We start from the raw sequence: 21176 nt of genomic DNA, 5'->3' as shown, positions 1-21176 counted from the left end.
GCAGGAAATGGCGCAACTGTATGGCGCCGTGCCGTCGGCGCGGGGTGCTTTCGCGCCCTGCCTATTCCCCCTTCAGGAAAGTGCCGATGCGCTCCATCGCCTCGCGCATGTCGGCGGCCGAGCTGGCATAGGACAGGCGCAGGAACTGCTTGCCCCGGAACGGATCGAAATCCACCCCCGGGGTCGTGGCCACATGCACGGCATCGAGCATGCGGGTGGCGAAGGCGGCCGAATCGCCGGTGAAGGCCGAGACGTCCGCATAAAGATAGAAGGCGCCGTCCGCCGGCAAAAAATGGCTCAAGCCGACCGCGGGCAGGCCGGCGGTGAGGATGCGGCGGTTCTCCTCATATCCGGCTTTCACCTTGTCCATCTCCTCGCGCCCGTCGAAGGCGGCGGCGGCGGCGATCTGCGACAGGGTGGGCACGGAGATGGACAGATTCTGTTGCAGCCGCTCCATGGTGCGCGACAGGCCGGGCGGCACCACCATCCAGCCCACGCGCCAGCCGGTCATGCAGAAATATTTGGAGAAGGAATTGATGACCGTGACGTCGTCCGCGATCTCCACCGCGCTGACCGCCGGAAACGCATAGTCGAGCCCGTGGTAGATCTCGTCGGAGACGAAGGCGAGGCCGAGATCGCGCGCGCAGGCATGGAGGGCGGTCAACGCCACCCGGTCCATCATGGTGCCGGTCGGATTGCCGGGGCTCGCCACCAGCACGCCCTTGAGCGGAGCCTCTCGGTGGGCTTCGATCAGACGCTCCGGGGTCAAGGCGTGCCGGTCCTCGGCGCGGGTTTCGATCAGTACCGGCTCGCAGCCCAGGGCGGACAGCACATGGCGATAGGGCGGATAGCCGGGCGCGGCGATGGCCACCCGGTCGCCGGCCTCGAACAAGGCGAGAAAGGCGAGGATGAAGCCGCCGGACGAACCGTTGGTCACCACCACCCGCTCAGGATCGATCGCGACGCCGTGAATTTCCTCGTAATGGCGGGCGATGCGGGCGCGCAGCGCGGGAATGCCCAGCGCCGCCGTATAGGTCACCTGTCCGGCTTCCAGCGCTGCGGCGGCAGCGCGTCGCGCCGTGAGAGGCGCCGGCGCGGCGGGCTGGCCCACCTCCAGATGCATCACCCGGCCGCCGGCGGCCTCGATGCGCGCGGCATGCTCCATCACGTCCATGACGATGAAGGGCGCGACGGCGCTGCGACGCGACGGCTGAAGGCCAGGGACCGCACGGGGGGAGGGGAGGGTCATCGTCTACTGTCCTTGGCGAAGGTCTTTAGACCGCGCGGTGCGCGGCGCCTGCCGCGCTGCTGCCGTATTCTCGCGGTCCTTGAGACTGTGGTCGCCCTAATGTGAGATCGGGCCCGTTGACCCGGTCGCCGAGGGGCGCCACTGTCCGCCCGTTTCCTAACGCGTGCCGGCTGGCAGGCCAAGGGGTGTGTCGGCGGGTTCCGGCGTGCGCGGACAAAGGACGCATGGGGCGCCAGCGGCCGCGGCACAACACGACGGGTGTGCCCGCAAGGTGGCGGGTTGAAGGGGACTTTCGTGTTCTGAAATTTCCGGTCGGGCGGGCCGGAGGCCCAGGCCGGAGGCGTTGGGCTTGTCGAGGCGGCGAGGACAGCGTCGGGGCTCATGGACGGATCAGCTTCTTCCTCCTTTCTGCGCCGGGCGGCATCGCGCGCCGGGCGGGTGCTGGCCATGCTTTCGGTGGCGATGCTGCCGGTCCACGGGGCGCGTGCCCAGGACAGCGCCAAGGGCCGGGTCTCCACCATTCGCGATACCGAGATCGAGGCGCTGCTGCGCGATTACACCCGCCCCATCCTGAAGTCGGCGGGGCTCGCCCAGCAGAATGTGGAAGTGGTGCTCATCAACCAACGTTCCTTCAACGCCTTCGTGGCCGACGGGCGGCGCATCTTCGTCAACACCGGCGCGCTGATTGAATCCAAGACTCCGAACCAGATCATCGGGGTGCTGGCGCACGAGACCGGCCACATCGCGGGCGGTCACCTCGCCCGCATGCGCGAGCAGCTCGCCGGCGCCCAGACCATGGCCATCGTTGCCATGCTGCTCGCCGGCGCCGGGGTCGCCGCGGGGGCCGCCACCGGCGTGAGCGGAAACGGCCTGAGCGGTGCCGCCGCCGCGGGCATGTCGGCCCCGCAGGAGATGATTCGCCGGTCGCTTCTGTCCTACCAGCGCGGCGAGGAGCAGGCCGCCGACCGGTCGGCGGTGAAGTACCTGAATGCCACCCATCAATCGTCCAAGGGCATGCTGGAGACGTTCGAGCGCTTCCAGAATGATCAGCTCTTCATCAGCCAGCGGATCGACCCCTATCTGTTGAGCCACCCCATGGCGCGCGAGCGCATCGCGGCGCTGGAGCAGCTCGCCAAGGAAAGCCCTTATTACAATACCAAGGATCCGGCCGACCTGCAGGCCCGCCACGACCTGATGCGGGCGAAGCTGATCGCCTTCACCGAGCGTTCGGACGCGGTGGCGCGGCAATATCCCATGTCGGACAATTCGCTGGCGGCGCAATATGCGCGCGCCATCTCGGCCTATCGCTTCGGCAATGTGAACGGCGCGGTCGCGCAGATCGACGCCCTCATCGCCAAGCAGCCGAACAATCCCTATTTCTATGAACTGAAGGGGCAGGCGCTGCTGGAGAGCGGGCGGGCCAAGGATGCGCTGGCGCCGCTGCGCAAGGCGGTGGACATGACGGGCGGCGCGCCTCTCATCCGCACCATGCTGGGGCAGGCCATGGTGCAGTCCGGCAGCACCAGTAATCCCGACGAGGCGATCCGCGAGCTGATCCAGGCCACCCAGCGCGATCCGGATTCCGCGGGCGCCTGGCGTTCGCTCTCCATCGCCTACGGGCGCAAGGGGGACCTCGCCAATGCCGACCTCGCGGCGGCCAACGGCTCTTTCGCCCAAGGCGACTTCAAGAGCGGTCGTGAGCTGGCGGCCCGGGCGCGTCAGCGTTTTCCCCAGGGCTCGCCGGGCTGGCTGAAGGCCGACGATCTTGTGAATTTCAAGCCGCCCGCCGGTGCCGACAAGGGCGGCCGGCCCAATGGCGGCTGAAGCCCTTTCACGCCACGCGGATGTCGGTTCGCGTGGCGAAGAGGCGCTCAATCGACGATCCGGAGCATTCGCCGCGCGCCAAGACCGGCGGAACGTGCTCTGGTGGACCGCGTTCCTCACCTGATGGAGATCCATATGTTCTCGCGCCTCGGCCTCAGCGCCGGCCTCATTCCGCTGGCGCTGGCGGCCGCCCTGGCCTCCAGCCCCGCCTCCGCCTTCACCGATGAGGAGAAGAAGGAGCTCGGCCCCGTCATCCGGGAGTATCTCCTGCAGAATCCGGAGGTGCTCCAGGAGGCCATCGCCGTGCTCGACGCGCGCCACAATGCCGCCGAGGCGGCGGAGCGCGGCAAGGCGCTCGGCTCGATGAAGCCCCTGCTCCTGGACAGCCCGCGCGGTGTGGTGGTGGGCAATCCCAAGGGCGACGTCACCCTGGTGGAATTTTTCGACTACAATTGCGGCTATTGCAAAAAGGCGCTCGCCGATCTGCAGGAGCTGATCAAGCAGGATCCGAACCTGCGCGTGGTGCTGCGCGAATTCCCGGTGCTGGGCCAAGGCTCGGTGGAAGCCGCGCAGGTGGCGGTGGCCGTGCGCATGGTGGCGCCGGAGAAGTACATGGCCTTCCATCAGGCCCTGTTGAACGCGCGTGGCCCGGCCGATCGCGCCAAGGCGCTCGCCGCCGCCAAGGAGGTGGGCATCGATCCGGCCCTCATCCAGAAGCAGGCCAGTTCGCCGGAGCTCAACGCCACCCTGGATGAAAGCATGAAGCTGGCCGAGGCGCTCTCGCTCAACGGCACGCCCTCTTATGTGGTGGGCGACCAGGTGGTGGTCGGGGCGGTGGGCTTCGACAAGCTGAAGGCGGCCATCGCCGAATCGCGGGCGCCGAAGAAGGCGAACTGATCGCGTTGTGCCGTGCGCCGGCTTCACAGCCGGGTCACGGCGCGGCATCCGGGGGGCAGGTGTGCACTCCGCGCCGGGCGGGGTGCACGCGGGGCCTCTTTCCTTGCGCGGTGCGCACCCCTATAAGTGCGCCCAACCCGGCCATGGTGCGCCGGCGGCAGATGTCTTTGGGATGTCCAATACCATCCACGTTCTGAACGGGCCCAACCTGAACCTCCTCGGCACGCGCGAGCCCGGAATCTACGGCGCCGCGACCCTGGCCGACGTGGAGGCGCTGTGTCGCGCGGAAGCGGCGCAGCATGGTTTCGAGCTTGTGTTCAAGCAGACCAATTCAGAAGGCGCGCTGGTGGACTTCATCCAGGCGGCGCGGGGGGCGAAGGGCATCGTCCTCAATGCGGCGGCCTACACGCATACCTCTGTCGCCATTCGGGATGCGGTCGCGGCGGTGGGGGTTCCCACCATCGAGGTCCATCTGTCCAACGTGTTCGCGCGCGAGCCCTTCCGGCACCACTCCTATCTGTCACCGGTGGCGCGGGGCGTCATCTGCGGCTTTGGTCCGCATGGCTATGCGCTCGGAATCCAGGCGCTGGTGCGCCTTCCTTGACGACGTGATGGCGCGCCGCCCCAAGGACAGGGCGCGGACGCAGCCGGCAAGAGCAGGAACATGATGAAGCCTTCCAAACCCCAGATCGACACCAACCTCGTCAAGGAAATCGCCAAGCTGCTGTCGGACAGCGACCTGACCGAGATCGAGGTGGAGCATGAGGGCCTGCGCGTGCGCGTGGTGCGTGCCCCGGCGCCGGTCATCACCGCCGCCGCCCCCGTGGCCGCGGCCGCCGCTCCGCTGGTTGGCGCCGCCGCGCCTGCGCCTGCCGTCGAGGCGCCCGCTGATCTGTCCAAGCATCCGGGCGCCGTGACCTCTCCCATGGTGGGCACCGCCTATCTGTCGCCTGAGCCGGGCGCGGCGGCGTTCATCGAGGTCGGCGGTGCGGTCAAGGAGGGCCAGACGGTGCTGATCGTCGAGGCCATGAAGACCATGAACGCCATTCCCGCGCCCCGCTCCGGCACGGTGACGCGCATTCTGGTGGGCAATGCGCAGCCGGTGGAATACGGCGAGCCGCTGCTGATCATCGAGTGAGGCCGGGTGCATGGCGCGCGCTTGCCGAGTGCGCGCCGCGCGCCGAGTCCTAGCGTCCAAGTCGCGTCCAAGCGGTTTCGCGCGCCGATCCGCCGCGCGACATGCTCTAGAGCGCCTTCCGTTTGCCTTGGCTCACGGTCATCGCTCTAGATAGTCGAGTTCTCGCATTTTCTTCACGCGAACCGGTGTCCATTTCGCCTGAAAATGCTCTAGGGGCAGGCCAGATGTTCAAGAAAATCCTCATCGCCAACCGTGGCGAGATCGCGCTGCGCATCCTGCGCGCCTGCAAGGAGCTCGACATCGCCACCGTGGCGGTTCACTCCACGGCGGACGCCGATGCCATGCATGTGCGTCTCGCCGATGAAAGCGTGTGCATCGGCCCGCCGCTGGCCCGCGAGAGCTATCTCAACATCCCCTCCATTCTCGCCGCGTGCGAGATCACCGGCGCGGATGCCGTGCATCCCGGCTACGGCTTCCTGGCGGAGAATGCGCGGTTCGCCGAGATCCTGTCGGACCACAATGTCGGCTTCATCGGTCCCAAGGCGGAGCACATCCGCATCATGGGCGACAAGATCGAGGCCAAGAAGACCGCTCAGTCCCTCGGCATTCCGGTGGTGCCGGGGTCCGAGGGCGGCATCCGCGACGACGAGGAGGCCTATCGGGTCGCGGAGGGGATCGGCTATCCGGTGCTGGTGAAGGCCGCTGCCGGCGGTGGCGGGCGCGGCATGAAGGTGGCCCAGAGCAAGGACGACCTCTCGCAGGCCCTGTCCACCGCACGCATCGAGGCCAAGGCCGCCTTCGGTGACGATGCGGTCTATCTCGAAAAATACCTCTCCACCCCGCGCCACATCGAAGTGCAGGTGCTGGGCGATGGCTGCGGCAACGCCATCCATCTCGGCGAGCGGGACTGCTCGCTTCAGCGCCGCCATCAGAAAGTGTGGGAGGAAGCGCCCTCGCCGGTGATTTCCGCGGCCCAGCGCGCCGAGATCGGCGAGACCTGCGCCAAGGCCATGCGCGAGCTGAAGTACCTCGGGGTCGGCACGGTCGAGTTCCTGTATGAGGACGGGAAATTTTATTTTATCGAGATGAACACCCGCATCCAGGTGGAGCATCCGGTGACGGAGATGGTCACCGGCATCGACCTCATCAACGAACAGATTCGGGTGGCCGCAGGCGAGCCGATGACGCTGACCCAGCAGGACGTCGTCATCCACGGCCACGCCATCGAATGCCGGGTGAACGCCGAGCATCCCACCACCTTCCGGCCCTCGCCCGGCAAGATCACCCATTATCATGTGCCCGGCGGTCTTGGCGTGCGGGTGGATTCCAACGCCTACCAGGGCTATGTGATCCCCCCCACCTATGACAGCCTGGTGGGCAAGCTGATCGTGCACGGGCAGACCCGCGACGAATGTCTGCGTCGTCTGCGGCGCGCCCTCGACGAGTTCGTGGTGGACGGCATCGACACCACGCTGCCGTTGTTCCGCACCTTGGTGCGCGTGCGCGATATCGCTGACGGTCGCTACGACATCCATTGGCTGGAGCACTTCCTGGCGGATACGGCCAACACCCAGGGCTGAGCCGGGGGCGCGGCGGGTGCCCACCTCGCCGCATCATCCTTTTCCCGTCATTCTTGCCTCCGGCTGGAAGCGCCGGTGCGCCGAACCCGTGCGCACGCGGTGGTCGTCAATATCCCGGAAACCTCCCTCTGCGATAGCTCGTGGCGGCCTCAAGGGCCGCGTGCGCGATAGATCGTGGTGTCATCCGCAGCGTCCGGCGCGGGCGTTAGGGCATGTGAAAATTTTTCTTTAGAAGATCTGCGATTTATTTTTTGATTAACGCTTCGTCATGAAATTGAGCTCTCACCTCTACTGTATTTTATTCGAGTTGTTCGTAGTCGCGCCGATGTGGTGACGTGGTTAACGTCGTTGCATGGCGGCCACAGTCTGTGAGCGAATGCAGTCTTGGCTGTCATCGGGGGCATGAAACGTCATTTATTAGATGCGTCTTCATGTGTGGCTCGCATAATGTGCCGGAGCAGAGGGGACGCGGAATCGCCGTGGGTTTTCTCTGCGCGGGTCGAGGTGGCAGGCTGTGCCTGTCCGTCTGGCGTCGTCTCCGGAGCGTCACGTTTGCGCCGCACCGTGGACATGCTAAAGGCGGAGGGCCGCTTGGAGGCGTCTACGGTCGCCTTTGAGCGCTCGGGGGTCAGGAATGCCCTTGCCGGGCGTGTCGTGGCGGAAGCGTCTGACACGTGGGGCTGGGTCTGGTTTCCGGGTGGGGTCCGCTCGCGAAGGTTCAGTGTTTGCCGGAACTTGATGGGGCATGGGGCTTCGCTCGCCGGCGGTCGTCGCAATCAGCAAGAAGGCCAGGAGAATGGTGTTGAATTGGCTCCGCAAGTGCCGGCTCGCGTTCGGGGACACCGTCCGACCCGCACATGCGCTTCTGGTTCTGGCCATGGGCGTGGCGGTGGGGCTCGCGGGCTGCGACATTCCGCGCAGCGGCCCGATGGCCAGCGAGATCCAGCAGAACAGCGAAAATCCGGGTGATTTCCCGTTCCGACTCGTTCCGGTCGATGTCGCCGTGAGCGGCGTGCTGCTGCGCGCGCCGGACGACAGCATGTCCACCCGCGGCTTCTTCCGTTCCGACCGCAAGTCGGGGGGGCCGGTTCTCGGCCCGGGCGACAGCTTGTCCATCACGGTCATGGAGCCGGCATCGGGCGGCGTGTTCACCGGCATCAATTCGCAGAATGTGGGCGGCCAGTCGGCCGCGCTGGTGACGCTGCCCGACATGACCGTGGACACGCAGGGCACCATCGCCTTCCCGCTGGTGGGCAGTGTGCATGTGGCGGGCATGACCACCCGGCAGGTCGCCAGCAAGCTCGAGGAAGAGCTGAAGAGCCGCATCATCCAGCCGCAGGTGCTGGTGCGCCTGTCCGGCAATCTGACCAACAAGGTCATCATCGCCGGCGCCGTGAAGTCGCCTGGCGAGTTCGATGTCACCGCCGCGGGCGAGACCCTGCTGCAACTCGTGACCCGCGCCGGTGGTCCGGTTGTGCCGCCGAGTGATGCGGTGGTGGAGTTGACCCGCAGTGGCACCACCCGTTCGGTGCGCCTGCAAGCGCTCATCAACCAGCCGACGGCGGACGTGAAGCTCGCGGGCGGTGATTTCATCAATATTGCGATCAAGCCGCGCATTTATCTCATCATGGGCGCCATCGGCCGCACCACCGAGGCCGCGCTGCCGCCGGAGAAGCTGACCTTGGCCAATGCGTTGGCGCGCAATGGCGGCTTCATAGACAGCCGCGCCGACGTCAAGGGCGTGTTCGTGCTGCGTTACGAGCCGCAGCAGGTGATCAGCCAGCTGACGCCCGACCAGCCGGCGGATACGCCTTACGTCCCCGTGGTCTATCAGTTCAATTTCGAGCAAACGTCGGGCTTCTTCCTGTCCGACAGCTTCGTGTTGCGGGATCGGGACATCATCTATCTGTCCAACGCGTCGTCGGTGGAAATGCAGAAGTTCCTGGATGTGTTCCGCATCGCGGTGTCGCCGGCCATCAGCGCCGTGGGCGTCGCCGCGAACGTCAACAATCTCTGACGCGGCAGGCGTCGACCCGTCACCGGGCCGACGCCTCGTCCGCTTGGCGGGGGAGGCGTCGGGATAGGAGTTGCCGAACCGGCCGCGATTCGTATATCCCGGCGGCTCATGTGGTGGCTGAGGCGCCGCCGAACGTCGGGGACATCCATGATGACCATGTCGCGCAAGGTTTTCCGGTCGGGGCAGGCTCAGGCCGAAGCGCAGCGGGCTTCTGGAGCCGGCAGGCGGGCTCTGGCCTGGGCCACGGCCCTCCTGCTGAGCGGCGGGGCAATGTTTCCGGTGTCGGCGGCGCGCGCGGAGACCCCCGCGGCGACCGAGACCCGCTCGTCTCACGGCGACTGGCTCGTCCGCTGCAAGAAGGACAGCAACCCGAAGGAGTGCGAGGCGGTTCAAACCTTGCAGACCCAGGACCTCAAGGGGGTTCTGGCCCATGTGGCGGTGCGCGCCGTCAAGGGTGGCGAGGTGCTCCTGCTCGTGCTGACGCCGCCCGGCGTATGGCTGCCGGCCAATGTCACCTTCAAGGTGGGCGGCGTCCCGGATCTGACCCTCGTTTATAAACGGTGCGGTCAGTATTGCGTGGCGAGCCTGGCTTTGACGCCGGAAAATATCGCGGCACTCAAGGCGAGTTCCGGCCAGGGTGAACTGACCTTTGAGAACGGCTCGCGCAGCCCCATCATTCTTCCCGTCTCCTTCAAGGGCCTGGGCGAGGCCATCACTGCAAGCCTGAACGGCTGACCGCGGCGCTGGCGTTCCGCCCGCTTCGATCATGTGACAGCGACCTTGGCGCAGAGAACCCGCGCCGAGGTCGCTTTCGGATCCACCGGACATTTGCGGCGGGCGTTTGCGGGGGGCAGCGGGTGCGTGTGCGCGGCCCTGAGGCCGAAGGGCCCGTGAGCTTGCTCCATGGCCTTTGGTAGAAGCCTGAGTGGACCTGCAGGGCACCCACTTCTCGCCGGTCAAAAAGCGGGAACATGGCGTGGGGCGGCGCGGCGGGGGAAGGCGACCATCTCGCCGGTGACGCCCGCTTCAGGGCGCTCGGCTTCCGAAAATCCAATTTGAGGCCGCAACCGTTTGGCGCATCCGCGGTGTGAGCCGGCGGGCGGCGTTGCGCGACCCCTTGGGTGGGGTCGGCGGGACGCGCGATCGCGCCGCGCGCCCGCATCGCTTTCCTCCCCATTTCACGGGGTGTTCCGGCGGCGCGAAACCTGCTGCAGTGTCTGCGGCCCGGTCTGCGGCGCTCGCTCACTCACTCGGCGTAGGGATTGTCCTTCTGGCGCAAGGTCAGGCGGATCGGCACGCCCGGCAGGTCGAATGTCTCGCGCAGGGCGTTGGTGATGTAGCGGATATAGCTTTCCGGCACCGCCTCCGCCCGGGAGCAGAACAGCACGAACGACGGCGGCCGCGCCTTGGGCTGGGTGATGTAGCGCAGTTTCACGCGCCGGCCGGACACCGCCGGCGGCGGGTGATTGTCCACCACCTGTTGCAGGAAGCGGTTCAGCGGATTGGTGGCGACGCGCTTGTTCCACACCTTGTGGGCTTGCGAGATGGCTTCCACCAGCTTGTCCAGCCCGTGCCCGGTCAGGCCGGAGAGCGGCACGATGGGCACGCCCTTCACCTGCGGCAGCAGGCGGTCTGCTTCCTCGCGCAGCCGGGTGGCGAGGCCACCACGGGCGACGAGGTCCGACTTGTTGTAGCCGATCACCACCGCCCGTCCCTCGCGCGCGACCAGGTCGGCGATACGCAGGTCCTGTTCCTCGAAGGGGTGGGTGGCGTCGATGAGCACCACCACCACCTCGGCGAATTTCATGGCGCGCAAGGCATCGGCGGCGGAGAGCTTCTCCAGCTTGTCCTCGATGCGCGCGCGCCGACGCAGGCCGGCGGTATCGAACACTTCGAGCCGGGTGCCCCGGAAGTTCACCTCCACCGCGATGGAATCGCGGGTGATGCCGGCCTCCGGTCCGGTCAGCAGCCGGTCTTCGCCCATGAGGCGGTTGATGAGGGTGCTCTTGCCGGCGTTGGGGCGGCCGAGCACGGCCACCTTGATGGGCCGCTTGGGGGCGGAGGCATCTTCGGCCGCGTCTTCGGCGTCGTCCGCCTCCGGGACCTCGGGGCGGGTGTGCTCCGGCAAGGCGTCGCAGATGGCGTCGTAGAGGTCGGAGAGGCCTTCGCCATGCTCCGCCGACAGGGGGATGGGGGTGCCGAGCCCGAGCGCGAAGGCCTCCAGCGTGCCGGCCTCGCCGCCGCGTCCCTCGCTCTTGTTGGCGACCAGAATGGTGGGCTTGGCGGCGCGCCGGACCAGGGCCGCGAAGGCGCGGTCGGTGGGAGTCAGGCCGACCCGGGCGTCAATGATGAAGAGGATGGCGTCGGCATCGCCGATGGCGGTCTCGGTCTGGGCGCGCATGCGGCCTTCGAGGCTGGCGGCGTCCGCTTCCTCCAGGCCGGCGGTATCGACGATGCGGAACGCGAGGTCGCCGAGATGCGCCTCACCCTCGCGGCGGTCACGGGTGACGCCGGGGCGATCGTCCACCAGCGCGAGCTTCTTGCCCACGAGGCGGTTGAACAGGGTAGACTTGCCCACATTGGGCCGGCCGACGATGGCCAGGGTGAAGGTCATGGGATCCGTTCGCCGCCCGAATGAGGGGAATGGGGAAGACTTGGTCGCGCGTCAGCGCGACGGCGTGCTGCCGGCGGCCGGCGGGTTGGGCAGGTCGATGGCCGCGTTGGAGTTGCTGGGCTGGCCGGGGCCGCTGGAGTAATCGACGCCGGGAACGCCTTCCGGGAACACCGGCTGGCGCGCGCCGGGCAGGGGCTTCTTGTGTTCCTCGAACGGGTTGAGCTTTTCGAGGCTCTCGCAGCCGGCGGCCGCCAGCGCGAGCGAAAGCCCGATGGCGACTCGCAGCGACCTCAGGATACGGCGAGATTGTCCCATGGGAAGCATCTCCTTACTGGGCCGCGGCCGGGGCCGGCGGGGTGTTGGCGGGCGGCGCCGGCGTTTCGGCGGGCGCCTGGGGCGCATTCTCGGATGCCGCAGGTGCGGATGCGGCTGGAACCGGCGCAGGGGGGGCTGCGGCCGGGGCTTCGGCGGATGCGGGGGCCGGCACCGCCGTCAGGCGGCGGATCAGCTCGGCGCGCGAGCGGATGCCGGCGGTGGCCTCGGCATCCTCGGTGATCTCGGTCGCGGTCTTGTTGGCGGCGGCGAGGTCGCCGGCCTTGAGCTGCGCCAGCGCCAGGATTTCGCGCGCCGGATTGCGCAGCGGCCCGGTGCCGGCGGCAAGGTCGCCCACACGCTGCTTCACGGCGGCGAGGTCGGACGTGTCGAGCACGATCAGGCCGGAGCGCAGCCGCGCCATGTCGCGCACCAGGGCCGGAAGGCGCCCGTCGGCGGCGATGGCGTCGAATGCGGCAACGCCCGCCGCCGTCTCGCGCGCGGCGGCGGCATTGGCGGCGTGGAACAGGGCGATGGCGCGGTAGCCCTCTGGACCGGTCTTGGCGAGGGCCTGGAAGGCGGTCTCGGCCTCGGCGTATTTGCCGGCGGTGTTCAGCGCCGTCGCGGCGTCGAGGGTGCTGCTGGCGGCAATGGCCTGCTGCTGACGCCAATAGGTATATCCGCTCCAGGCGGCCGCTCCGGCGATGGCGAGCACGACCGCGGCGATCAGCACGATGCCGTAGCGGTCCCAGAGCTTGCGCATGCGCTCGCGCCGGAGGTCTTCCTGGATCTCGTGGAAAATGTCGGTCATCAAAGGTCCGCACGTGCAGGGTGCCGGTGCGCCGGCTCAGGGCGCGTAACGTATCCATGCGGCTTCATCGTGGCAAACCCGCAGTGGTGGCCGCCTGTGGGCGAGGGTTATCTTGTCCGGCGGGCGCGGCGCCGTAAGATCGGCGGCCGGGGTGCGACCGGCACGGCGTCGCGGGCGGGGACTTAGGCGGGGACATAGGCTGGGACATGGCGAAGCCGACCGGGGATCAGGCGCCGCGCGCGGCCGGTCCATCCTTTGAATACCGGCTCAACCGCACGCCGGTGGGGGTGGTGATGCTCGACGCCGACCTCGCCATCCGCGCGGTGAATCCGGTGGCGCTGCGCCTGCTGGCGCCGGCCGGGGCCAGCGTGTTCGGCGCCAACATCCTGGATCTGCATCCGGAGGACGCGCGGGACAAGGTGGGATGGCTCATTTCGCGCGCCGCCTCCGGCGTGGACGGCACCGCCTCGCTGGTGGTGACGACCGCCATGGGGAGCCTGGTGGCCAAGGTGAGCCGTCTTGACGGCGCCGGTGGTGCCGCGGCCGGCTATTGCATGATGATCCACGCCCTGGTCGATGCCCCGGTGATGGGGCGGGCCGATTCGGAGGAGGCCGACGACCGGGTGGAAGCGGTGCCGGTGGCGGCGGAGGCGGGGCTGGCCCTGTGCCCGCTCATGAAGCTGCCGCTCATGCGCGGCAAGGGGGCGGTGATCTCCCTGATCGATGTCGGTGAGGTGGTGTGCCTGGTGGCCCAAGGCCATTATGCAGAGGCGCGCACCTTGTCGTTTTCCGCCTTCTGCCCCCGTTCCCTGGCCGATCTGGAACGGCGGCTCGATCCGGCCGCCTTCCTGCGGGTGCACCGCCGCTATGTGGTGAATATCCGCCATGTGCGCGGGGCGGAGCGGGTCGATGGCGGCTGGCACCTCATTCTCGCCGATACGGCGGCGACGCGGGTGCCGGTGAGCCGGGCCAAGGTGGACACCATGCGCCGCATGCTCGCGGTGTGAATTGCCGTTCGTGCGGCCAGGATGCCATTGGTGCATGCTATTCGTGAGCGGTTCCCGCGTCGTTGAGGCGCGCGGCGTGCACCGGCACCCTTCCACCCTGCGCTGTTTCCGCGCCCGATGGAGAGGGTGTCCCCATGGATTCGTCCGTTTCCGCCGACTTTTCCCAATTGCCGAGCGAGCTCGACAATCCGGATCGCTATGTGACGTTCCGCGGCATCGATTTCGAGGGCAACATGGCGCGGGTGCTCGCGCACCTGTTCCGCTACATTGACGATCCCGCCTATGGCAACGCGTTCTGGGCCCGCTTCAAGGCGCGGCTGACAGCGGTGGAGCAGAACGGCGCGGCTATCTGCGACAAGCTGCTGCTGCTCCATTCCCACGTCTATTACATGGTCGACCTGTTCGAGGAGCACGACGACGGCCAAGCCCTGACCGACCTGAAGAAGCTGGAGGAAGAGTGCTTCTGAGTGCTCATGCCAAAGGCCAATGCGCTTCACCCATCGGACTTTGGTCAAGCCCGCGCGGCGCTTGAGCGAGACCCATTCGGCTTCGGTCGAACACCGATGTCGATGGTATCAAGAGCCGGTCTGGAAGCCGGCCCGCTTCAGCCGCACCACGGCGAGGTCGAGGGCGGACAGGAACGCCGAGCGGTCGCGGGCGGAAAACGGCTTCGGGCCTCCGGTGACGGCGCCGGCGGAGCGCAGGTCTTCCATCAGGTTGCGGGTGGCGAGTGCCATGCCGATGGAATCGCGGGTGAAGGGCTTGCCCGAGGGGGCGATCACATCCGCCCCCGCCTTCACGCAACGGGCCGCGAGCGGCACATCGGTGGTCACCACCACATCGCCGCGGGCGACGCGGGACGCGATGAAGTCGTCGGCGGCATCCGGCCCGGCGGGCACCACCACCCGCTCCACCAGGGGATGGGCGGGCACCGCCAGCGGCTGGTTGGCCACCACATGGACGCGGATCGCGTGCCGCCACGCCACCTTGTACACCTCTTCCTTCACCGGGCAGGCGTCGGCGTCGATGTAGAGGGCGATGGGGGCGGTGCGGCCGGTTGCTGGTTGGGTCATGACCCGCAAATGGCAGGCCCCGGCCGCGCGGGCAAGGGGCGCGGGCAAAGGGGCGGGGACAAGGAGGGCGTGCCCGCTGGCGGGATTTGGACCGCCGCCGGGTCACAATGGGTGGCGGCGGGTTATTGACGCGGGGCGCCCGCCGCGCCAAGCCTTCGGTATGACATCGCTCGTCACGCGCGGCCGCCGCCGCCTCGAAAGCCTCCCCGTCATCGGCCGTCTGCTCGCCTCGGTGAGCCACATGGAGCGGATGACCCTGGCCACGCTCGCGTTCGCCGCCTGTGCGCTCTATGCCTTCGTGAGGATCGCCGACGAGGTGATGGACCACGAGACGGGCAGCCTGGATCGCGGCATCCTGCTGGCCTTGCGCGACCCCAACAATCTTTCCGATCCCTTGGGCCCGCCCTGGTTCGAGGAAATGATGCGCGACTTCACTGCCCTCGGCAGCACCGGCGTGCTGACCCTTCTGACCGTGGTGGTGCTGCTGTTCCTGCTGATGACCCGCAAGCGCCACGCGGCGTTGCTGGTGGCGCTTGCGGTGGCGGGCGGCACGCTTTTGTCCCAGGCGATGAAATGGGGGTTCGACCGGCCGCGGCCCGATCTCGTGCCCCATGGCATGGCCGTCTATACGCAGAGCTTCCCGAGCGGCCATGCCATGCTGTCGGCCATTGTCTACCTCACCCTCGGCGCGCTGCTCGCCCGCACCCAGGCCCGCACGCGGGTGAAGGTGTTCCTGCTGTGCGTCGCGGCGGCACTGACGGTGATCGTCGGCGTCAGCCGCATCTATCTTGGCGTGCACTGGCCCACCGATGTGCTCGGCGGCTGGATGCTGGGCGCCGGCTGGGCGGCTCTGTGCTGGCTGCTCATGCTGTGGCTGCAAGGTAAGGGCGACGTGGAGCCCGAATCGAGCCTGCCGCCCGGCGACGAGGCGGTGCCGGGCCGGTGACGGCATCCGGCGGGGCTCATTTCTCCGCGCGGTAGCGGCCCTGGTCGATGCCGTGGCGGCGCAGCTTGTCGTAGAAGGTCTTGCGTGGAATGCCGAGGGTGCGGACCGCGCTCTGCACGTCGCCCTTGGTGGCGGCCAGAGCGGCCCGAATCTCGGCCGCCTCGAACGCATCCACCCGCTCCGGCAGCGGGGTGGGGGCAGCGGTCGCGGCGCCGGCGTCCGAGGTCGCGGCTGCGCTTTCCTCGGCCACGAGGCCCAGCGCCACGCGCTCGGCATAATGGGCCAGTTCGCGCACATTGCCGGGCCAGCCATGGCCGTCGAGATGGCGGCGCACGGTGGCGGTGAGGGGCGGCGGCTCGCGGCCGAATCGCTGGGCGGCCCTGGTCAGGAAGTGACCGAACAGCAGCGGCACGTCCTCGCGTCGCTCGCGCAGGGGCGGAATGCGCAGGGTCGCCACATGCAGGCGGTAATAGAGATCCTCCCGGAACTCGCCCTTCTTCACCAGATCGATGAGGTCGATCTTGGAGGCCGCCACCACCCGCAGGTTCACCCGCTTCACCTCGTTGGTGCCGAGCGGCGTCACCTCCCGCGCTTCCAGCACCCGCAGCAGCTTCACCTGGAGCGCCGGCGACATGGCCTCGATCTCGTCCAGGAACAAGGTGCCGCCGCTGGCATGCTCGATGCGTCCGACGCGCTTCTTCAGCGCGCCGGTGAATGCGCCGGCCTCGTGGCCGAATAATTCGCTCTCGATCATGCTCTCGGGCAGGGCGCCGCAGTTCACCGCCACCAGCGGTCGATTGGCGCGGCGGCTCCAGCGGTGGAGGGCATTGGCCACCACTTCCTTACCGGCGCCGGTCTCGCCTTCCACCAGAACATCCACGTCGGCATCGGCAAGCTGGCGCAGCATCTGGCGCAGCCGCGCCATGGCCGGGGCGATGCCGATCAGCGGCTCGTCGTCATCCACCTGCTCGGCGCGGCGCTTCAGGTCGCGGTTTTCCAGCACCAGCCGCCGCTTCTCCAGGGCGTGGCGCACCGCCGACAGCAGGCGGTCCATGGGATAGGGCTTGGCCAGGAAGTCGTAGGCGCCCTCGCGCATGGCGTCCACCGCCATAGCGATGTCGCCATGGCCGGTGATGAGGATCACCGGCAGGTCGGCATCCATGCACTTCAGGTGGCGGAACAGGGTGAGACCGTCCATGCGCGGCATGCGCACATCGCTCACCACCACGCCGGGGAAGGTCTCGTCCAGGTCGTCGAGGGCCGCTTCGGCGGAGGCGAAGGGCATCACCGTGAGCCCGGCCAGCATCAGCGCCTGCACGTTGGCGGCGCGCAGCACATCGTCGTCGTCGATGAAGGCGACATCCATCAGGAAGCCTCCGGCAAGGTGATGATGAAGCAGGCGCCGGCCCGGTTCTCGGCGGCGAGGGTGCCGCCGAATTCGCGCAGGATGTCCTGGCAGATCACGAGGCCCAGGCCCAGGCCATGGGGCTTGGTGGTGGTGAAGGGCATGAACAGGGCTGCCATCACCTCCGGCGGCAGGCCGGGGCCGTTGTCGGCGACGGTGAGGGTGATGGCGCCGTCGGCGCGGGCGGCGACGATGCGCAGCCGCCGGTCCGGCCGCTCGGCCATGGCCTCGACGGCGTTCTGGATCAGGTTGACCAGCACCTGTTCCAGCCGCCCGCGATCGGCGCGGGCCACCAGCGTCGCGGGAATGTCGAGGGCGAGCGCGATGTCGTGCTCGCGCAGGCGATAGCCCATGAGGCCCAGCACGCCCTTTACCGCTTCCGCCACCGGCACCGGGCCGATCTCGCGGGCGGGCTTGCGCGCGAAGGCGCGCAGCTCCTGGGTGATGGCGCCGATGCGCTCGGTCAGGGCGGCGATGGTGGAAAGGTTGGCGCCGGCGGCATCCGGCTGGCCCTGGTCCAGGAAGGTGCGGGCATTGTCCGCGAACACGCGGATGGCGGCCACCGGCTGGTTTACCTCATGGGCGATGGAGGCGGCGATCTGCCCCAGCATGGCGAGCTTGGTGGCCTGGGCCAGCTCGTCCTGAAGGGCCTCGAGGGCGATGCGGGCGCGGCGGCGTTCCACCATCTCGGCCTTGAGCTGGTCGTTGGCGCTTTTCAGCTCGGCGGTGCGGTTCTCCACCTGCTCTTCCAGCTCGCGCCGGGTTTCCGCCTGGCGGGCTTTCTCCTCGCGACGGCGGGTGCGCAGGGACAGGAAGAGGCCGCCGATGCCGAGGCCCACGACTCCCGCAAGCACCGCGATGGAGCGGCCGGCGGTGGTCGCGACGTTCACGGCCGGCCCGGTCGGGGCGAGCACGTGCAGAGTCCATGGGGTGGTCGGCACGCCGGCCTGGGCCTCCACGAAGCTGCGTGGGGCATGGGTGCCGGGCAGGGTCGCCTCCACGAGCCGCTCGCCCCCGCTGGCGGGGGTGAAGGCGAGCGGCTCCAAGGGGGCGTCGCCGAATTGCAGGCTGGCGCGGATGGCCGCCCGCTGGTCCGTGGGGATGGGCGCGGCCGCCTTGAAGCGCCAGGCCGGCACGCTGGTGATGATGACGATGGAATGGGAGTCGGTGACGAAGGTGGGGGTGGGCACCGGCAGACGGCGCCAATCGCTCTCGATAGCGTCGAACTCGTCCTTCACCACCATCACGCCCAGGGGTTTCCCGTCCGGCCCGTCCACCCGGCGGGAGAGGTAAAGGCCCGGATGGAGGCTCACCGTGCCGAAGGCGAAATGCTCGGCGCCGCCCTCGGCCATGGCCCGCGTGAAATAGGGGCGGAAGCTGTAGTCCGAGCCGACGAAGCTGAGCGGCGTGCCCGCATTGCTGGCGGAAACGCAGAGGCCGGCGTCATTCATGAGGTAGATCACGCCGGCGCGGGTGGCTTCCGCCAGGGCCTTGAGCTTGGCGTCGAGCAGGGCGAGCGCGGCCGCATCGCCCTGCTGGAGCGCGGCGCGCACGTCCGGATCCTGGGCCAGCACCACCGGCAGGGTGCGCTGCTTCTCGATCTCGCTGCGCAGGGCGGTGACGCGCAGGTCGGCCGCGAGCGCCGCCTCGGCATCCACCTGGGCCAGCGCCCAGCGATTGGCGCCATAGACCGCCAATCGGTCCAGCCCCGCCAGGATGGCGAGCCCGCCGGCGATCAGCGCCAGGATCGTCCGCAGGCGCCGGGTCGCCGGACGCCGGCCGGTGTCCGGTGCGCGGGAGATGTCGCCTTGCGGGGCTTCGGACACGATCGCCTCTCTGCTTCGGCTGTGCGGAAATCCGCACGTTTACGGATCCAATTTGTGCGGCAGATCGCACGGTGTGTCGAGGGGATAGGATAGGAATGGGGTTAATTAACGGTTTTTCAATGGTTTGCCGGCTGCGCCGCGCGCTGGCGCACATGGCATGGCGTTTGCGGAAAGGGGGCACCCGCACGGCGAGCGTGCGGGCATTGCATCACCCATTCGGTTTCGACGTCGCCCGATCCAAGAGGCGCGACGAGGCCGGCGGAGGAAACGGTCCATGGCCACCCTGCTCCCGGCGGCGGCGCCCCACGCGCCCCGCAGGTTCCATCAGCATTTGTATTTCCAAGTGCTCGTCGCCATCGGCGCGGGCATTCTGCTCGGCCATTTCTATCCGAGCCTCGGCGCCGACATGAAACCGCTCGGCGACGCCTTCATCAAGCTGGTGAAGATGGTGATCGCGCCGGTGATCTTCCTCACCGTGGTGACCGGCATCGCCGGCATGAGGGACCTGGGCAAGGTCGGCCGCGTGGCCGGCAAGGCCATGATCTACTTCGTCACCTTCTCCACGCTGGCGCTCATCATCGGGCTGGTGGTGGGCAATGTGATCCAGCCGGGATCGGGCCTCAACATCAATCCGGCGACCTTGGACCACAAGGCGGTCGCGGACTATGCCGCCAAGGCGCACGATCAGAGCCTGATCGGGTTCCTGATGGGGATCATCCCGAACACGCCCATCAGCGCGCTGGCCTCCGGCGACATCCTGCAGGTGCTGTTCTTCTCGGTGCTGTTCGGCATCGCGCTTGGCGCCATCGGCGAGCGCGGCGAGCCCTTGATGGATGTGTTCCACTCGGCGACGCAGGCCATGTTCAAGCTGGTGGCCATCCTCATGAAGGCCGCTCCGATCGGCGCGTTCGGCGCCATGGCCTTCACCATCGGCAAATACGGCATCGGCTCGGTGGCCAATCTCGCCCTGCTGATCGCCACCTTCTACCTGACGTCCTTCATCTTCGTGCTGGGCGTGCTGGGTGCGGTGGCGCGCTACAACGGCTTCTCCATCGTGGCGCTCATCCGCTACATCAAGGAAGAACTGCTGCTGGTGCTCGGCACCTCGTCGTCGGAAGCGGCGCTGCCGAGCCTCATGGAGAAGATGGAGCGCGCCGGCTGCGGCAAGTCGGTGGTGGGCCTTGTCATTCCCACCGGCTATTCGTTCAATCTCGACGGCACCAACATCTACATGACCCTGGCCTCGCTGTTCATCGCGCAGGCGGTGGGCATTCATCTGTCGCTGTGGGATCAGATCCTGCTGTTGCTGGTGGCGATGCTGTCGTCGAAGGGCGCGGCGGGCATCACCGGCGCCGGCTTCGTCACCCTGGCCGCGACGCTGTCCGTGGTGCCGTCGGTGCCGGTGGAAGGCATGGCCCTCATCCTCGGGATCGACCGCTTCATGTCCGAGTGCCGGGCGCTCACCAATTTTACCGGCAATGCGGTGGCCACCATCGTCGTCGCCCGCTGGGAGAACGACCTCGACACCGCGCAGCTCGATGCCGCCCTGCATGGGCGGGTGCCCGAGACCGCCGAGCTGCCCATCGACATGGCCGAGCCCGCGCCCATCGACTGACACCGGCCCCCGGGCGTCGCCGCCGCGGGACCCGAGGCAAAGACAACGGCCGGCTTGCCCCCACGCAAGCCGGCCGTTTCCGTTTGGGTGGAGAAATGCCGCGCTCAGGCGGCATCCACCAGGATCACCTCGGCATCGTCCAGGGCCTTCACGGTGACTGCCGCCTCATCGCGAATGGCGGCGCCGTCGCGCTCGCCGAGGCGGGTGCCGTTCACCTCCACCGCGCCGCGGGCCGTGACGAGATAAAGATGGCGTCCGGGATCCGCCGCATAGGTGGCGCTGTCGCCGGCCTTGATGGTCGCCGCCACCAGGCGGGCGTCGGCGCGGATCATCAGCGCATCCTCGTCTCCCTTGCGGCCGCTGGCCAGGGTGACGAACCGGCCGGCCCGTTCGCCCTTCGGAAAGGGCTGGGCGGCCCAGCGCGGCGCGCCGCCCCGCTCCTCCGGGATGATCCAGATCTGGAAGATCTTGGTGAGCCCTTTTTCCATATTGTACTCGGAGTGGCGGATGCCGGTGCCGGCGCTCATCACCTGCACGTCGCCGGCCTCGGTGCGCCCGCGGTTGCCCTGGTCGTCCTGGTGGGTGATGGCGCCCTCGCGCACATAGGTGATGATCTCCATGTCGCGGTGCGGGTGCAGCGGAAACCCGGTGTCGGGCGCGATTTCGTCGTCGTTCCAGACCCGGAGGTTGCCCCAATGGAGGCGGTCCGGGTCGTAATAATCGGCGAAGGAAAAATGGTGCTTGGTGTTGAGCCAGCCGTGGTCGGCGCCACCCAGCCGGTCGAAGGGACGAAGCTCAATCATGGCGAACTCCTTGTCGCCCGCATGGTGACGGGCCGTTTCATGTCCGCGTTGGACTGAGG

General features: G+C 68.1%; 19 protein-coding genes. 11 read left to right on the top strand and 8 right to left on the bottom strand.

Annotated features, from left to right (window positions below; genetic code table 11):
* Positions 1 to 61 precede the first annotated feature (61 nt).
* Positions 62 to 1249 (bottom strand): pyridoxal phosphate-dependent aminotransferase, encoded by a 1188-nt coding sequence (locus tag HUW53_RS14345; protein WP_237346447.1) that lies wholly within the window; start codon positions 1247 to 1249, stop codon positions 62 to 64.
* Positions 1250 to 1630: 381 nt separating this feature from the next.
* Here HUW53_RS14345 and HUW53_RS14340 point away from each other — a divergent pair, with 381 nt between their 5' ends.
* From HUW53_RS14340 to HUW53_RS14310, 7 genes are all read left to right on the top strand, one after another.
* Positions 1631 to 3073: a M48 family metalloprotease gene (locus HUW53_RS14340; protein WP_237346446.1), complete on the top strand. Its 1443-nt coding sequence runs from the start codon at positions 1631 to 1633 to the stop codon at positions 3071 to 3073.
* A gap of 135 nt (positions 3074 to 3208) precedes the next feature.
* Entirely contained in the window at positions 3209 to 3970 is a 762-nt protein-coding gene (locus tag HUW53_RS14335) for a DsbA family protein (protein ID WP_237346508.1), read from the top strand.
* Positions 3971 to 4142: 172 nt separating this feature from the next.
* Positions 4143 to 4574 carry a type II 3-dehydroquinate dehydratase gene (aroQ, locus tag HUW53_RS14330; RefSeq protein WP_237346445.1) on the top strand — a complete coding sequence of 144 codons (432 nt, stop codon included), beginning with the start codon at positions 4143 to 4145 and terminating at the stop codon, positions 4572 to 4574.
* A 60-nt stretch (positions 4575 to 4634) separates the two neighbouring features.
* On the top strand, positions 4635 to 5108 hold the full coding sequence (gene accB / locus HUW53_RS14325; protein WP_237346444.1) for an acetyl-CoA carboxylase biotin carboxyl carrier protein: 474 nt from the start codon (positions 4635 to 4637) through the stop codon (positions 5106 to 5108).
* A 224-nt stretch (positions 5109 to 5332) separates the two neighbouring features.
* The gene (gene accC, locus HUW53_RS14320) at positions 5333 to 6688 is read left to right on the top strand and encodes an acetyl-CoA carboxylase biotin carboxylase subunit (RefSeq protein ID WP_237346443.1); all 1356 of its coding nucleotides are present in this window, start codon (positions 5333 to 5335) and stop codon (positions 6686 to 6688) included.
* 802 nt (positions 6689 to 7490) lie between these two features.
* A complete protein-coding gene (locus tag HUW53_RS14315; protein ID WP_237346442.1) occupies positions 7491 to 8705 on the top strand; it encodes a polysaccharide biosynthesis/export family protein in 1215 nt (404 codons plus the stop codon).
* A 156-nt stretch (positions 8706 to 8861) separates the two neighbouring features.
* Complete coding sequence (locus HUW53_RS14310) at positions 8862 to 9440, top strand: invasion associated locus B family protein (RefSeq protein ID WP_237346441.1); 579 nt, start codon at positions 8862 to 8864, stop codon at positions 9438 to 9440.
* Between the two features lie 511 nt (positions 9441 to 9951).
* Here HUW53_RS14310 and der read toward each other — a convergent pair.
* The 3 genes from der to HUW53_RS14295 are packed head-to-tail and all read right to left on the bottom strand — an operon-like array spanning position 9952 to position 12442.
* Positions 9952 to 11319: a ribosome biogenesis GTPase Der gene (gene der / locus HUW53_RS14305; protein WP_237346440.1), complete on the bottom strand. Its 1368-nt coding sequence runs from the start codon at positions 11317 to 11319 to the stop codon at positions 9952 to 9954.
* Between the two features lie 51 nt (positions 11320 to 11370).
* Complete coding sequence (locus HUW53_RS14300) at positions 11371 to 11634, bottom strand: hypothetical protein (protein WP_237346439.1); 264 nt, start codon at positions 11632 to 11634, stop codon at positions 11371 to 11373.
* A gap of 13 nt (positions 11635 to 11647) precedes the next feature.
* The gene (locus HUW53_RS14295; RefSeq protein ID WP_237346438.1) at positions 11648 to 12442 is read right to left on the bottom strand and encodes a tetratricopeptide repeat protein; all 795 of its coding nucleotides are present in this window, start codon (positions 12440 to 12442) and stop codon (positions 11648 to 11650) included.
* Between the two features lie 206 nt (positions 12443 to 12648).
* On the opposite strand from HUW53_RS14295, the gene HUW53_RS14290 reads away from it, so the two are divergent.
* Entirely contained in the window at positions 12649 to 13449 is an 801-nt protein-coding gene (locus tag HUW53_RS14290) for a LytTR family DNA-binding domain-containing protein (RefSeq protein ID WP_237346437.1), read from the top strand.
* Positions 13450 to 13583: 134 nt separating this feature from the next.
* Entirely contained in the window at positions 13584 to 13916 is a 333-nt protein-coding gene (cowN, locus tag HUW53_RS14285) for a N(2)-fixation sustaining protein CowN (protein ID WP_237346436.1), read from the top strand.
* A gap of 108 nt (positions 13917 to 14024) precedes the next feature.
* On the opposite strand, the gene HUW53_RS14280 is transcribed toward cowN, so the two are convergent.
* The gene (locus HUW53_RS14280) at positions 14025 to 14522 is read right to left on the bottom strand and encodes a YaiI/YqxD family protein (RefSeq protein WP_237346435.1); all 498 of its coding nucleotides are present in this window, start codon (positions 14520 to 14522) and stop codon (positions 14025 to 14027) included.
* A gap of 160 nt (positions 14523 to 14682) precedes the next feature.
* Between HUW53_RS14280 and HUW53_RS14275 the strand changes: the two genes are divergently transcribed.
* Positions 14683 to 15468: a phosphatase PAP2 family protein gene (locus HUW53_RS14275; RefSeq protein ID WP_237346434.1), complete on the top strand. Its 786-nt coding sequence runs from the start codon at positions 14683 to 14685 to the stop codon at positions 15466 to 15468.
* Positions 15469 to 15484: 16 nt separating this feature from the next.
* Here HUW53_RS14275 and HUW53_RS14270 read toward each other — a convergent pair whose 3' ends face one another.
* A complete protein-coding gene (locus HUW53_RS14270; protein ID WP_237346433.1) occupies positions 15485 to 16834 on the bottom strand; it encodes a sigma-54-dependent transcriptional regulator in 1350 nt (449 codons plus the stop codon).
* Positions 16834 to 18699: a sensor histidine kinase gene (locus tag HUW53_RS14265; protein WP_237346432.1), complete on the bottom strand. Its 1866-nt coding sequence runs from the start codon at positions 18697 to 18699 to the stop codon at positions 16834 to 16836. Before HUW53_RS14265 ends, HUW53_RS14270 begins: the two co-directional genes overlap by 1 nt.
* A gap of 274 nt (positions 18700 to 18973) precedes the next feature.
* On the opposite strand from HUW53_RS14265, the gene HUW53_RS14260 reads away from it, so the two are divergent.
* The gene (locus HUW53_RS14260; protein ID WP_237346431.1) at positions 18974 to 20314 is read left to right on the top strand and encodes a dicarboxylate/amino acid:cation symporter; all 1341 of its coding nucleotides are present in this window, start codon (positions 18974 to 18976) and stop codon (positions 20312 to 20314) included.
* Positions 20315 to 20418: 104 nt separating this feature from the next.
* Here the strand turns inward: HUW53_RS14260 and HUW53_RS14255 are convergent, their stop codons facing one another.
* Positions 20419 to 21117: a pirin family protein gene (locus HUW53_RS14255; protein ID WP_237346430.1), complete on the bottom strand. Its 699-nt coding sequence runs from the start codon at positions 21115 to 21117 to the stop codon at positions 20419 to 20421.
* Between the last annotated feature and the right edge of the window lie 59 nt (positions 21118 to 21176).

Origin of the sequence: Xanthobacter agilis, assembly GCF_021730435.1 — a bacterium.
Lineage (GTDB): Bacteria > Pseudomonadota > Alphaproteobacteria > Rhizobiales > Xanthobacteraceae > Xanthobacter > Xanthobacter agilis.
This window is presented reverse-complemented; position numbering and strand designations above follow the sequence as displayed.

What these genes read in the sequence shown, in the direction of transcription:
- HUW53_RS14270 (WP_237346433.1), bottom strand. Translation starts at nt 16,834, where the DNA reads ATGGATGTCGCCTTCATCGACGACGACGATGTGCTGCGCGCCGCCAAC.
- HUW53_RS14295 (WP_237346438.1), bottom strand. Translation starts at nt 12,442, where the DNA reads ATGACCGACATTTTCCACGAGATCCAGGAAGACCTCCGGCGCGAGCGC.
- HUW53_RS14290 (WP_237346437.1), top strand. Translation starts at nt 12,649, where the DNA reads ATGGCGAAGCCGACCGGGGATCAGGCGCCGCGCGCGGCCGGTCCATCC.
- HUW53_RS14260 (WP_237346431.1), top strand. Translation starts at nt 18,974, where the DNA reads ATGGCCACCCTGCTCCCGGCGGCGGCGCCCCACGCGCCCCGCAGGTTC.
- HUW53_RS14300 (WP_237346439.1), bottom strand. Translation starts at nt 11,634, where the DNA reads ATGGGACAATCTCGCCGTATCCTGAGGTCGCTGCGAGTCGCCATCGGG.
- der (WP_237346440.1), bottom strand. Translation starts at nt 11,319, where the DNA reads ATGACCTTCACCCTGGCCATCGTCGGCCGGCCCAATGTGGGCAAGTCT.
- accC (WP_237346443.1), top strand. Translation starts at nt 5,333, where the DNA reads ATGTTCAAGAAAATCCTCATCGCCAACCGTGGCGAGATCGCGCTGCGC.
- accB (WP_237346444.1), top strand. Translation starts at nt 4,635, where the DNA reads ATGATGAAGCCTTCCAAACCCCAGATCGACACCAACCTCGTCAAGGAA.
- HUW53_RS14310 (WP_237346441.1), top strand. Translation starts at nt 8,862, where the DNA reads ATGTCGCGCAAGGTTTTCCGGTCGGGGCAGGCTCAGGCCGAAGCGCAG.
- HUW53_RS14280 (WP_237346435.1), bottom strand. Translation starts at nt 14,522, where the DNA reads ATGACCCAACCAGCAACCGGCCGCACCGCCCCCATCGCCCTCTACATC.
- aroQ (WP_237346445.1), top strand. Translation starts at nt 4,143, where the DNA reads ATGTCCAATACCATCCACGTTCTGAACGGGCCCAACCTGAACCTCCTC.
- HUW53_RS14340 (WP_237346446.1), top strand. Translation starts at nt 1,631, where the DNA reads ATGGACGGATCAGCTTCTTCCTCCTTTCTGCGCCGGGCGGCATCGCGC.
- cowN (WP_237346436.1), top strand. Translation starts at nt 13,584, where the DNA reads ATGGATTCGTCCGTTTCCGCCGACTTTTCCCAATTGCCGAGCGAGCTC.
- HUW53_RS14345 (WP_237346447.1), bottom strand. Translation starts at nt 1,249, where the DNA reads ATGACCCTCCCCTCCCCCCGTGCGGTCCCTGGCCTTCAGCCGTCGCGT.
- HUW53_RS14275 (WP_237346434.1), top strand. Translation starts at nt 14,683, where the DNA reads ATGACATCGCTCGTCACGCGCGGCCGCCGCCGCCTCGAAAGCCTCCCC.
- HUW53_RS14335 (WP_237346508.1), top strand. Translation starts at nt 3,209, where the DNA reads ATGTTCTCGCGCCTCGGCCTCAGCGCCGGCCTCATTCCGCTGGCGCTG.
- HUW53_RS14255 (WP_237346430.1), bottom strand. Translation starts at nt 21,117, where the DNA reads ATGATTGAGCTTCGTCCCTTCGACCGGCTGGGTGGCGCCGACCACGGC.